This is a genomic window from Streptomyces sp. P5F9 (assembly GCF_057961495.1).
This window is the reverse complement of sequence record NZ_JBXVPZ010000267.1, coordinates 1-13,151: the sequence shown is the minus strand read 5'-3', so window position 1 is coordinate 13,151 and position 13,151 is coordinate 1. Positions and strand designations below refer to the sequence as shown.

Sequence of the window (13,151 nt, the reverse complement as noted above, 5' to 3'; positions counted from 1 at the left end):
GGTCTACGTCCCCGACGGCCTGAGTACAGGGGGGCCGACGAGGCCGACGAGAGGTCTCGCACCCCGGTCGACTCGACGAACCTGGCTGGTCCGGACGATGGGGCGGGCCCGGCGGCTCCGAACTCGGTCGGCGCCTCGGCGCGGGCCCGGGCCGTCGGGGACGTAGACCCGCACGGCCTCCGCACGAGGCCTGCCAGGGGCCGAACCAACCGAGCAGGGCGGGCTCAACTGCCGGAGTCTTTGCGGGAGTTTTAGCTCCCGAGCAAGGCGCCTTTCACGCCACGCCGATGAGCGCACGCCTGCGGGTGAGCCCGCGAGCCAGACATGGACTCACAGTCGCTACGACCGTTCCCTGCCCGGAGTTGACGCGGCCCGACCCAACCGAACCAAGTTGGTCTAGTCCTCTTGACGGAGGACTCCACTAGATGTTTGGTATGTACCAATACCCCGAGGCCCCCTCTCCCCCAGCGGGCACCCCGAAAGGGGAACTGTCATGCGCCTGGCAAGATTCGCGGCTACCGTCTCCGCCCTCGCGCTCGCGGCCACCGGCGTCACCGTCGCCCTGGCCCCCGCGAGCAGCGCCGCGGGAAGCAGCGTCTACTCCGTGGCCCCCTACGTGGACATGTCGAACAGTCAGGAAGGACTGCTCGACACCGCCATCACCGGACACAAGCTCAAGGCCTACACCGCGGCCTTCGTGCTCGGCGTCGGCTGCAACCAGATCTGGGGCGACACGCTCCCCATCGGCAACGACTCCTACACCGACCCCTTGATCGCCAAGGCCAGGTCCGAAGGCGCCTCCGTCATCGTCTCCTCCGGAGGAGCCAGCGGCGAACCCCTCGCGTGGACCTGCTCCACCCAGAGCAGCATCGACGCCGGCTACCAGGCCATCATCAACGACTACGGCGTCACCCAGCTCGACTTCGACATCGAGGGCGCCGCCATCGCGGACACCGCGGCCGCGGCCCGCCAGATGCAGGCGATGAAGGACCTCAAGGCGTCCAACCCCAACCTGCAGTTCTCGATGACCCTGCCGGTGCTGACGAGTGGGCTGACGGGCGACGGCGTCAACATCCTCAAGGCCGCCAAGAACGCGGGCGTCAAGATCGACGTCGTCAACATCATGGCCATGGACTACTACGCCGGCACCGGCACCGAGATGGGCCAGGGCGCGGTCTCCGCGGCCAAGGCCACGCTGGCGCAGATGCAGTCCGTCGACTCCGGTTACACCTACGCCAACCTCGGCATCACACCGATGATCGGCAAGAACGACGACGGTTCCACCTTCACGCTGGCCGATGCCCAGACCGTGGAGAGTTTCGCCGCGCAGAACAGCGTCGGCCGACTGGCGTTCTGGGCGATCACCCGGGACCAGGCGTGCGGCGGAAGCGCCAACTCCCTTCCCACATGCAGTGAGATCAGCCAGAACAGCCTCGCGTTCACCGACGCGTTCGTGCCCTACGAGGGCAGTTCGGGCAGCGGCGGAGGCACCACCAGCGACTTCTCCCTGTCCCTGTCGCCGGGTTCGGCCTCGGTCACCCAGGGCGGTTCGGCAACTGCGTCCGTCTCTACGGCGGTCACGTCCGGCAGCGCCGAGTCCGTCAGCCTCGCCGCGTCCGGCGCGCCGTCCGGCGTCAGTGTCTCGCTCAGCCCCAACTCCGTGACCTCCGGCGGCAGTTCGACACTGACGGCGACGGTCGGTTCGTCGGTGGCGGCAGGCACGTACCCGATCACCGTCACCGGTACGGCGGCGACGGGCAGCCACAGCGCGACCTACGCCCTCACGGTCACTACCACGGGAGGCGGCGGCGGAGGCGGCGGCTCGCTGACCAACGCAGGCTTCGAGACGGGCAGTTTGAGCCCGTGGACCTGCACGGGCGGCAGCGCGGTGGTCTCCACCCCGGTCCACAGCGGCAGCCACAGTCTCCAGGTCACCCCGAGCGCCGGCGGCACCGGCGAGTGCGACCAGAACGTCACCCTGTCCCCCAACACGAGCTACACCCTGACCTCTTGGGTCCAGGGCCCGTACGCCTACATCGGAGTCACCGGCGGCGCCTCCGCGAGCACCTGGTCGAACAGCTCGGCCTGGAACCAGCTCAAGGTCACCTTCACCACCGGCAGCAGCGGAGCGGTCACGGTCTTCGTCCACGGCTGGTACGGCCAATCCGCGGTCACCGCCGACGACTTCACCCTCGGCTGAGCACACCGACACGAGCAGCACTGGCACTGATTGACACAACGTCACCAATGCGCCGCGGCTGGGCAGTTGCGCCCACGCCGCGGCGTCGGTCGATACGGCGGTCAGGCCTCGCTCCCGGCCAGCGCGGCCAGTTCGCGGTCGACGGCTTCCTGGTGGACCCGGGCGTCCTCACGGGCCTTCTTCGGGCTCCAGCGGCCGGCCATCACGAACACGAAGGGCAGGAACAGGACTTGCCCGCCCACGCAGATCCACCACCAGGTGCGCCACTCCCCGGGACCGTTCTCCACTGCCTTCTGCACGTCCGGCCCGTACTCCTTGAGCACCTTGATCTGCGGCTGCGCCTTCTGTACGACGGCCAGGTCGGCGGCGCCGACTTCCTTGACCGCTTGGGCCGCCAGAGCGGGAGGCGTCGTCGTCGGCGTGTACTTGCCCAGTTCGGAGAAGAGTTGGGGGTGGGCGTCGACGATCGCCAGTGCCGGGGCGGCCTGCTTCTGCGCGGCCGCCACCTCGGCGCCGTGCTCGACAAGCGGGGTGACGGAGGTGACCAGCACCGGGATGAACGCCGCCGACACGGCGACCACGATCCGTACCGTCCACCCCCAGACCGCGAGCCCCGCGGCGGTCGCGGCCGGGTTCCGCTTCTCGACGGTCTCGGTGAAGCTCGCCATCCACGGCGCGTAGGCGACCCCGCTGAACACGCCGATCGCGACGAAGAGCCAGGCGAAGGTGTAGTAGCCGGTCGTCGCGTGGGTGGCCAGCGAGGCGAAGACCCCGGTCGCCACGATGGCGCCGATACCGCCGACGATCATGAAGGGCTTGCGCACCAGCAGCCGGTCGGAGAGCAGCCCGGCCACGATCAGCGCGAGGGCGTTGGCGGCCCAGTACCAGTTGGCGAGGGCGTTGGTGCGCTGCTCGCTGTAGCCGAAGGTGGTCGAGAAGTAGACGACGAAGTTGCCGACGGCGGCGTAGTACAGGAGCAGGAAGACCGCGATCGCGAAGGCGGAGCCGAGGATGTCCAGGCGCAGCATCTGCCGCCACTCCCCGCGCCGTACGGCCTCCGTGTCGAGTCCCTTGGCGCGCGCCTCGACCAGGGCGCGGTCGCGCAGGCTCACCATGATCTGGTCGCGCAGGCCCGGCGACAGCTCGCGCAGGGCGAACAGGGTGACGACGAAGACGACCAGCCCGGCCGCCCCGGAGTAGCGCAGCTCGTCCTGCCAGCCGGCGGTGTCGAGCGTGCTGCTGGTCACCGAGGTGACGACGAGGCTGCCGATGACCGGGCCCATCGTCCAGTAGCCCATCGCGGTGGCGCGGCCGAGCTGCGGTGAGAAGTCCCGGATCAGCGCCGGGGTCGCGACCAGCACGATGCCCTCGATGAAGCTGACGACCGCGAACAGCACCAAGTACGTCGTCTTGTCACCGGCGTTGGGCAGCCCGAAGTAGACCAGGAGGGCGGCGACGAGCAGGCCGTAGACCACGAGGTTCGCGCGCCCCCACCGGTCCGCGAGGCCGGCCACGAGCGAGGCGAAGGCTCCGACCGCGTTGCCGATGACGGAGACCCACACGAAGTAGCGGTAGGTCATGTCGAAGTGGGTGATGATCGACGTCGCCACCGCGTACTGGATGTAGAGCATGTAGTAGAGCACGACGGTCGTGACCACCACGATCGCCAGATACGACATGCGCCGCCCGGTGGCCGGATACGCCGCCAGGTCACGGCGGTACATCCGGGCGAGCGAGCCGCGAGCACCGGCGCCGGGCGCGTCGGCGCCGGGGCCTCGTGTGTCGAAGGGTGCGGAGGCGGAGGGCATACGGCTCCCTTTGGAACGGGCGGGGACAGAGAGGGCGGTGGGAGGTGGGGGCTCCTTCCGTTCGAGCGGAGGCTAGTACCGACTAGTCGGTATGACTAGATGTGCGACATGACTTCGCGCGCGGGTGCCCGGACGGGACACCCCGCGCACCGCGCGTTCATCGAGGTCGGCTGTGACAGGGGTGGATCAGACGAGCCGCCAGAGGTGGTCGGAGGTGCCGTTGTCGTTCCACTGGGTCACCTGGGCGCCGTTGGCCTGGGAGGCTCCGTCGACGGCCATGAGCTTGCCGCTGTGCACGTTGACGATCTTCATCCAGCCGTCGCCGTTGTCGACGAGGCGCCAGAGGTGGTCCTGGGTGCCGTTGTCGTTGTACTGCTGGACGTGGGCGCCGTCGTCGAGGCTCTGGTTGTGGACGGCGAGCAGTCGGCCGCTGTTGCGGTTGTAGATCTTGACGGTGCCGTCGCCGTTGTCCACCACGGTCCACAGGTGGTCGGCGGTGCCGTTGTCCTCGTACTGGGTGATCTCGGCGCTGTCGGCCAGGGACATGCCGCTGACGGCGAGCAGCTTGCCGGAGTTCTTGTTCTGGATACGTTTCCAGGCGACGGAGTCGGCCGCCGGGGCGTTCATCAGGGCGAGGACACCGCCGATCACGGGGCGGTCGGCGAAGCCCCGTTGGGCGCCGGTGGCGACGACGTACCAGTCGGTGAACGGCACTCGCGACGGCGTGCTGTTGGCGAAGCCGTAGACACCGTTGATCAGCATGGCGCGGGCGTCGGCGTGGTCGGCGAGCCAGGCCGCGGTCCACACCTCCCAGTCGGTCTTGGTGTAGTCGTTGCGCGGGTCCAGCAGCACGCCGTAGGTACCCGCCTTGGACAGGTACCAGGCGGCCTCCTGCGCGGCCACCCCGGTCGGCACCAGGTCCACGCCCAGCAGGCGGTCGGCATAGCCGTTGTACTTCAGGCTCCAGGTGCCGTCCTGGTCGTAGGCGAGTTTGAGGTGTGTGCCGGAGGAGTCCTGGGCCAGGGTGACCCACCGGCTGACGTAGCCGCGAGCCACCGTCAAGTAGTGCGCCGCGTCGGAGGAGTTGGACGCCGCCTTGGCGATCACGCTCATCGCGCCGATGCCGATGATGCCCTTGAGCGCGAGGTTGGCGCTGTGCGCGATCCAGCCGGTGAAGTCGTCGGTCTGGTTCTGGTTCTCCGGGTCGAGGGCGTTGGCCACCAGGTACTCGGCCCACTGGTGGAGGATCGCGTAGTGCGCGGTGGCGAAGGAGGCCGCGTCGGCCGCCGGAAGGCGCTGGGCCACGGCCGCCGCCATGATCAGCATGTTGGCGGACTCCTCGATCGGCATGGCCTCCTCGTTGCCGTCCAGGTGCCCGGTCGCGTTGGGGTAGCTGGAGCCGAGGTCGTGCTCGGCGTACACCTTGGGCCAGCCGGCCTGCTCCGCGTAGAAGAAGTGCGGTTCCAGCAGCAGCCGCAGATACGCGGGCGAGAGGTGCAGGTAGGCGGGGGACGCGGGGTAAATCACGTCCACGGTCGAGAAGTTGCCGTTGGAGGAGATCTCCTTGAGCATCGCCCACGGCGAGCCGTTGCGGTCGACGAGTTCCGTCCCGGCCACGGCCTGACGCACCGCCAGGGCGCAGACGGCCGCGTAGTGTTCGCCGGTGTCACCGCCGCCGGCAGCGCTCGCGGCGTCGTCGTGGATCGCCTTGTCGAAGGCGACGGCGGCGGTCAGGGCGGCGGCGCGGTCGCCGTTGAACCAGTCGAGCATGGCGGTCCACGAGCTCCAGTAGTGCGTCCACCACGGGTTCAGGTTCGTGCCGAGGTAGCTCACCGCCGGGGTGCGCACATGGCCGACGACGATCTGGAACACCGCCGAGGGGGCGGCTGCGGTGACGGTGCCCAGGTTCTGGTTGAGACCCAGCACGGGCCAGCGGTCGTTGATCGCGCGGGGCTGGGCGGTGTCGGAGGTGCCGGCCAGCGTCCCGTTCGCGGCCGACGCCGCCCGTACGACGGTGTCCTGGCCGATCTGCCAGGTCAGCCCGCTCGCGGTGGGGGCGGCCAGCACCAGCGAACCCCACGAGGCCTGGTCGTTGTTCTCGGCCAGCACTCCCGGGGAGGCCGGTTGGCAGGTCAGAGCCGTCATACTGCCGGTCGCCTGCTTGGCCCAGGTGACCTGGGTGGAGCTGTCGCCGTGCACCCACTCGGCGGAGGCGTCGACGTGTACGTCCACGGTGTGGCCGGCCCCGTCGCCGCTGGCGGCCTGCACGCTGATGTAGCTCAGCGGCACGCACTGGCGCTGCGGGTTGCCGAGGTCCACGGGCGAGAAGAAGGTGACCGTCAGCGTGACGCCGCCCCCGGTGAGCGTGAAGATCGACCGGGTGGCCGTGAGCTGCAACGACGTCTGCGTCATCGTGCCGAGCGCCGGGCCGCCGGGCAGCGCCGGGGCGCCGAGGAACACGTACGGTTTGCCGTCGATGCGGGCGATACCGGCCAGCGCGGTGATCCGACCGTTCCAGAAGGTGGGCCAGGTGCCGGCCAGGCTGTCCCCGGCCAGCCAGGTGGTCAGGTACGGGGACCGCACGGCCAGGGGGGTGGCGGGCGGGCGCAGCGGGCTGAACGTCGAGGCCGCGGCATCGGCCGCCGCGGTGGCGGCATGGGCGGGCGAACCGGCGATGCCGAGGCCACCCAGGGCACCTGCGGCGGCCACGCCTCCCCACCGCAGCAGGTCACGTCTGGTCAGCGGCGGCAGTCCGGTGATGAGGGGAGAGCGGTCGTCCTCTTCGGAGTGGGGCATGGGGGGCTCCTTCGATGCGTAACGAGAGTTCGACATCGTTGTCAGCAGGCCTTGCTGACGGGGTGTCACAGATAACGCGTGCTTCGTGCCGACAGAACCGAGCGCGGCGGATGGCCCGGTGCGCGGGCCGGAGCGGCCCGCCGCATGGGCGAGTGCTGCGCCAACTGCCTTCCCAGCGACGGAAAGTGCGGTACAGAGAGTGCGGTACGGAGAGTGCGGTGTCGATGGATGACAGCACCGCTCAGGGCGGGTGTCCAGCCCTCGCGCAACACCCGCCCCTCACAACGGAGTTCAGGATGTGAGGGGCGATCTCCAGCGTGCTCCCCCAGGACCGGGCCGTGAACACGGAGTGAGGCGTGCCGGTGTCCCCGACGTGACCGGCCGGTCCGTGCCGACGTACCGCTTCCCGCTGGTCTCTTCTTGGGCTCACCGCAGTGACCGCACGTCAGGTCAGCGCGCGGGCTCAGCCTGATCGCGCCGCCGACTCCCGCCGCACAGCGCTGACTTGATCGGTCCGTGCGGGTGAGGGAGCGGGGCGGTTGAGATCCTGGAGCGAGGTGAAGCGGTCACAGTGCGGTGACGTCGGTGCGCCGGTTGTCCGGCTTGAACGGCAGCGTGGTGACTGTCGCCCGGATCTCCCGCTGCGGGGTGCCCGGTCGGCCCCACAGGACGGCGACCTCCGTGCCGGGTGCCGTGTGTGCGGGGTCGAGTACGCACAGGGAGATCATCGCCCGCAGGGTCGGGCTCACGGTGCGGCCCGTGGCCACGCCCACCGGGTCGCCGGACACCAGTACCTGGTCGAAGTGGGGACCGCGACCACGGGGCATCTCCATCTGGTCGGGCAGTTCGGCCTCGCTCAGGAGCGAGGTGAGGACGCCGGCGACGTCCTGCCCGTTCCAGCGCAGACCGACCAACTGCCGTGCGGGAACGCCGCTTTCGGCGTCCCGGACGAGTGCGTCCCGGCCGACGAAGTCGCGGTCGGGGACACCCTTGCGGAACCCCCAGCCGAGTTCGCCCGGCTTGCGGAAGTAGTCGGTCACCCCGCCCGCCGGGACGAAACTGCCGCTGGGCGTGCCCTTGCGGAACTGCCTCGGCGCACCCGGCGTGAGGATCGACGCCGGCAGATAGTCCAGGCCGTTGGTCGCGATCCCGGCCTCGATGTGCTGAACAGGCTGGGCGCGGAAGCCGAGTTGACGGATGCCGGCGTCCCGGCCGCTCGCCACGACCGCCGCCCAGATCCCGTTGGCGTGCTCGGTCGGCCCGTGCAGCTCGTACCCGAGCTCACCCGAGATCCCGGTGCGCAGGACCCGTACCGGGACCCCGTCGACCTGTGACATCCGGCTGCGACTGAAGCCGATGTCGCGGAGGTCGTCCCCCGTCAGCTTCTCCAGCGTGGCCAGGGACGCCGGTCCCTGCACCCCGAAGATGAACCGGTCGGGACTGATGTCGGTCGCCGCCGCGTCCCAACCGCCTTGACCCAGCTGCCACAACAGCCAGTCGCAACTGCCCGCGGTGTAGACGAACTCCTCGGGACCGAGCCGGCACAGCACGCCCTCGGAGGCGATCCAGCCGTTGTCGTCGAGCTGCACATGATGCTTGATCTGCCCGGTCTCGAAGCGGGACAGGTCCCGCATCCCCAGCCGGCTCAGGAACGCGAGCGCCTGCGGGCCGTGCACCTTCACCTTGTGCAGCGAGGTCCAGTCGCCGACGTAGCACGAGCCGACATGGGCGGCGCTCTCCTCGACCCAGTCCGCGTACTCCTCGGGGAGCAGGATCTGCGCGAAGCGGCCGTAGGTGCCGCGTGTGTTGCCCTCGTCCTGGGCCGCGGCGGCCGGACTGAACATCGCCGGACGCTCGGTGACGAACGGTGCCTCGTTCAGCCGGAGGACCGCTTCGTAGGTACTGCGCTGTTGTGAGAGAAGGTCCATGTCGCTCTCCGTCGCGTGGCCGTCGTCCAGGGTGTCGTCCGGAACGGCGCCTGTGCTAGATCGATTAAGTTGGACGCTAACAGGAGTTTCGGGGCGAGGCGAGAGTCGTGGCACACCGGTGATCGGTCGCGCGGCGCAAGCAATGCGGAACTTCCGCGCGGTGCCGGACCGGTCAGGACCGGCGGGGCCTGCGCCGTCGTACCGGCAGATGCAGCAGGTCCGCGCCCAGCACCGTCGATCCGCCGAAGTCGGCCTGGCGTGCGCTGTCGTGGAGCAGGCTGCGCCAGGTCGCGTCGGAGACCGCGGACTCCTGGCCCGGGCCGAGATGGGTCGCGACCAGCGTTCCCGCGTCCGACTCGGCTGCGATCCGGCCGAGTTGGGCAACGTCCGTGTGGGTCGAGGTGATGTGGTCGATCAGTGCCTGGGGCAGGCCGAGACTCGCGAGGCCCGCCGGATACAGGGCCTCATGGACCAGAACGTCCGCGTGCGCCGCGAGTCCGGTGATGTTCGGGGTCGGTGCCGTGTCGCCGGAGAAGACGACGCTGCCGTGGTCGGTGTCGAAGCGGTAGGCGTAGGCGGGGAACACCGCGCCGTGCGGGACCAGGACGGCGGTGACCTTCACGTCGTCGTTCTCCATGACGGTGAACGGCGCCATGGCCGGCGCGGAGTTCGTCGCCGAGGCGCCGGCACCGGACGGCGGCAGGACGTCGTGGACGTTGAGCATGGTCGCCGGGTCGATGCCCGCGTGCTCGGTCATGAAGAAGGTCGGCGACGCCGCGTACGCCTGACCCGCCAGCCTCGTCATCTCGACGGTGCCCGGCAGGAGCCCGGGAGCCCCGGTGACAGTCGAGGCGATACCGGCGGAGCCGGGGCCGTAGACCTCGATCGGGTTCTGGAAGCCCTGCGCGCCCGAGGCGCCCGCCGACAGCAGCGGGAAGGAGTAGTAGTCGACGATGTGGTCGGCGTGCAGGTGGGTCAGGAAGATCCCGGCCAGCGACGGCATCGACAGACCGGCACGCAGATACTGGGTCACCGCTCCTCGTCCGCAGTCGACGACATACGTTCTGCCGTTCACCGTCAGCGCCGACGAGATGCCGTATCGGGTGGCCAGGGGCGGCGGCCCGCCGTTGGTGCCGAGCAGCGTCACGGACAGGCCCGTTCCGGAGGGCGCTGATCCGGTGTTCGCCGCCGCCGCGGCCTGCTCGGCGCCGAGCAGTGGTACGGCGACGGCGGCAGCGGCGGAAGCAGCCATCGCGCCCAGCATCGTCCGGCGGGACGTCGGTTCACCCAGGGGTTCGCACATGAAGAGACAGCTCCTTCGCGGCTCGATTCGCGTTGCCACAGTGGCCACACCGAGCACGACTGTCCATCAATCGGTATGAAATATGAGTTCCGATGACGAACTGTAAGATTTCGCACCGCGCAAGCGTCGGCGTAGGTCAACGACCGATCGTGGGAATCGGGTTCTCCGCGAACCACTGGGCGAGGAAGTCCAGGAAGACCGTGATCTTGCGCTGGGTACCCGGCCCGGGCCCCTGGATCGCGTACAGCGGCCGGTCGGGTGCCGCCAGGTGGGGCAGCTGGACCTGGAGGGCCCCGGATACGAGATCGTCGTAGGCGGACCGCTGCGGCAGCAGGGCGATGCCGCGCCCGTGGACGGCCGCCTTCTGCAGGGCGATGTAGGAGTTGGACGAGAAGGCCACGTTGCGGATCTTGTGCAGCGTGGAGGTGGGGCCGTGCCCGATGCGCCAGACCGGGTCGTTGACGTGCACCAGGCAGTCGCGGGCGGCCAGGTCATTGGGGTGTGCCAGGGGTCCGTGTTCGTCGACGTACGTCCTCGACGCGCACAGGACGAAGGGCAGCGAGGCGATCTTCTTCAGCCGGACGTTGGAGTCCCTGAGGTCCCGGGTGTGGAACGCCAGGTCGAAACCGCCGTCGAGGAAGTCGTACGTCCGGTCGGACACGCCTCCCAGCTCGAACCGGACCTGGATCTTCGGGTGCGCGGCGGAGAACGCGGCGATGGCGTCCCCGAGGTCCAGGCTCCCGATCCACTTCGGGCAGATGATGCTGAGCACACCCTCCGCCCGGTCGTGCAGATCCGCGATGTTGGAGTCCTCGGCGTCGATCTCCTTCACGATGCGGGCGGCGAACTCGGCGTACCGCAGGCCCGGTTCGGTCAGGCTCACCGAGCGGGCCGTGCGGTTGACCAGCCGGACGCCGACCTGCCGCTCCAGCTCGGCGACATGCCGCGACACCAGTGATCCCGACGACCCCAGCGCCTTGGCCGCGCCGCTGAAACTGCCGAGATCGGCGACGATGACGAAACAACGCATGAGAAGCAGACGGTCCATGGCGGTCCTCCGGTCGTCCACGGCACCGGTGTCCCTCCGGGCCACGTCGAACATGGGGCGATGCGGTTGGGCAGAGCCGTCTCCGCGCACCTCGCGTCACTATATCGATCTAGTTGAGATTTCGATCCGTCTGCGTCGGACCGGTGGAGCTGACCGAGGTCCGCAGCGGGCAGGCACATAACATGGCCGGTGTGAGGATGACTGCGACCGACCGGCGACAACTCATCACGCGGGCTGCGGGTGAGCTGTTCATCGCGCGCGGCTACACCGGTGTCTCCATGGAGGACGTCCTGACGGCGGTGGGCGGCTCCAAGGCGACCCTCTACCGCTACTTCACCGACAAGAGCGCCCTGTTCCGCGCGTCCGTGGAGGCTCTGTGCGACGAGTGGTCCCAGCCACTGCACACGTTCACGCCGGACAGCGCGAACCTCACCGAAACCCTGGTCGCGCTCGGTGAACACTTCGCCGGTGTCGTCCTCACTCCCGAGGCGATCGCCCTGCACCGCCTGGTCACGTCCGAAGCCGTGCGCATTCCCGGGCTCGGGGAGGTCTTCGCGGAGCACGGGCCGAACGCGGGACACGCGGTGCTCGGGCGCTGTCTCCAACAGGCTCACGACGACGGCCTGATCAAGGTCGAGGATCCGGTGCGGGCGGCGGAACAGCTCTACCAGGCGATGCTCGGCCACGCCCAGATGCGGCTGCTGACGGATGCGCCGGTCAAGCTGACCGACGCCGAGATCCACGCGTCCATCAACGAGGCGGTACGGGTCTTCCTGCACGGCGTCTCCGTCGACCCGGTCTGACCTTCCCCGCGGAGCCCGCCGTACCCGGCACATGTCTTGCCCTCGAAGCGTACTGGACCGTACCGTACAGTCGCCTCGAATGTCAGGCGTGAAGGGACGGCCGATGCCGACGACGACGATCCGAGCCGAACATGTGGGAAGCCTGCTGCGCCCCGAGGAGCTGCTGGCGGCGCGCGCCGCACACCGGCGCGGCGCGCTCGCGGACGAGCGGCTCGCGGAGCTGGAGGACCAGGCGGCGGCAGCCGCGGTGAAGCTGCAAGAGGACGCCGGGATACAGGTCTTCACCGACGGCGAGGTACGCCGGGACGACTTCATGGCCTCGGTGGTGGAGACGGTCGGCGGGCTGACACCCGCCGAGGAGTCCTCGGCCCGTCCACGCTGGATCCGCGACAGCGACGGTGCCGAACCCGAAGGCGACGTCGCGTCGGTGGCCATCACGGAGCCCCTGTACCGGCGGACGCCGCTGTCCCTCGCCGAGGCCCGTTGGCTGTCCGGGAACGCACCGGGGCCGTACAAGATCACCATGGCGAGTCCGACGATGGTGGCGGGTTTCTGGCGGCCGGGGATCTCGGACGGCGTCTACCCGACCCGGCAGGACGCGGTGGCGGCGCTGGCCGACATCCACCGGCAGGACATCGCCGACCTGATCGACACCGGCGTCTCCTGGCTACAGCTCGACTCGCTGGCCTACTGGGCCAACATCGACCCCGAGGCCGCCCGGATGCGCCGGGTGACGGACCTGGAGGGACATCTCTCCCACATCGTCGACACGGACAACGGTCTCATCCGTTCCGCCCGCGCGCGGCGGGCCGACATGACCGTGGCCATGCACTTCTGCCGGGGCAACATGCGCAGCGCCTGGTCCGCCCGGGGCGGCTACGAGCCCATCGCGGAGCGGGTGTTCGGCGAGGTCGAGGTCGACCGCTTCCTGCTGGAGTACGACACGGAGCGCTCCGGTGGGTTCGAGCCGCTGCGGTTCGTGCCGCCCGGCAAGACCGTCGTCCTGGGGCTGGTGTCGTCGAAGGTGGCGGAGCTGGAGTCGGTCGACACGCTGCGCCGACGCATCGACGAGGCCTCGCAGTATCTGCCGCTGGAGCAGCTCGCCCTCAGTCCGCAGTGCGGGTTCGCCTCGACGAGCCAGGGCAACCTACTGACCCCCGACGACCAGCGCCGCAAGCTGGAACTCGTCGCCGAGACGGCACGTCTGGTCTGGGGCTGACGGCGGAACACCGCCCCGGGGCCCGATGTGGCGGGCGGCTACTCGG

The 13,151-nt window shown here is 69.5% G+C and carries 8 protein-coding genes; 3 read left to right on the top strand and 5 right to left on the bottom strand.

All coding sequences use genetic code 11. The features are described from left to right. Positions 1 to 493: 493 nt before the first annotated feature. Positions 494 to 2,200, top strand: coding sequence for a carbohydrate binding domain-containing protein (locus tag AC31A1_RS32840; protein WP_489656816.1), 1,707 nt, complete (start codon positions 494 to 496; stop codon positions 2,198 to 2,200). A 101-nt stretch (positions 2,201 to 2,301) separates the two neighbouring features. Here the strand turns inward: AC31A1_RS32840 and AC31A1_RS32835 are convergent, their stop codons facing one another. The 5 genes from AC31A1_RS32835 to AC31A1_RS32815 all read right to left on the bottom strand — a co-directional run bounded on the left by AC31A1_RS32835 (position 2,302) and on the right by AC31A1_RS32815 (position 11,083). Then, on the bottom strand, positions 2,302 to 4,008 hold the full coding sequence (locus AC31A1_RS32835; protein WP_489656815.1) for an MFS transporter: 1,707 nt from the start codon (positions 4,006 to 4,008) through the stop codon (positions 2,302 to 2,304). Positions 4,009 to 4,194: 186 nt separating this feature from the next. Then, a complete protein-coding gene (locus tag AC31A1_RS32830) occupies positions 4,195 to 6,804 on the bottom strand; it encodes a glutaminase domain-containing protein (RefSeq protein ID WP_489656814.1) in 2,610 nt (869 codons plus the stop codon). 566 nt (positions 6,805 to 7,370) lie between these two features. Next, a complete protein-coding gene (locus tag AC31A1_RS32825; RefSeq protein ID WP_489656813.1) occupies positions 7,371 to 8,732 on the bottom strand; it encodes a glycine cleavage T C-terminal barrel domain-containing protein in 1,362 nt (453 codons plus the stop codon). Positions 8,733 to 8,904: 172 nt separating this feature from the next. Then, complete coding sequence (locus AC31A1_RS32820) at positions 8,905 to 10,035, bottom strand: MBL fold metallo-hydrolase (RefSeq protein ID WP_489656812.1); 1,131 nt, start codon at positions 10,033 to 10,035, stop codon at positions 8,905 to 8,907. Between the two features lie 136 nt (positions 10,036 to 10,171). Further along, a complete protein-coding gene (locus AC31A1_RS32815; RefSeq protein ID WP_489656811.1) occupies positions 10,172 to 11,083 on the bottom strand; it encodes a LysR family transcriptional regulator in 912 nt (303 codons plus the stop codon). Between the two features lie 197 nt (positions 11,084 to 11,280). Here AC31A1_RS32815 and AC31A1_RS32810 point away from each other — a divergent pair, with 197 nt between their 5' ends. Continuing rightward, positions 11,281 to 11,886, top strand: a complete 606-nt coding sequence (locus tag AC31A1_RS32810; protein ID WP_489656810.1) for a TetR/AcrR family transcriptional regulator C-terminal domain-containing protein — start codon at positions 11,281 to 11,283, stop codon at positions 11,884 to 11,886. 103 nt (positions 11,887 to 11,989) lie between these two features. Next, positions 11,990 to 13,105, top strand: coding sequence for a cobalamin-independent methionine synthase II family protein (locus AC31A1_RS32805; RefSeq protein WP_489656809.1), 1,116 nt, complete (start codon positions 11,990 to 11,992; stop codon positions 13,103 to 13,105). Positions 13,106 to 13,151 lie beyond the last annotated feature (46 nt).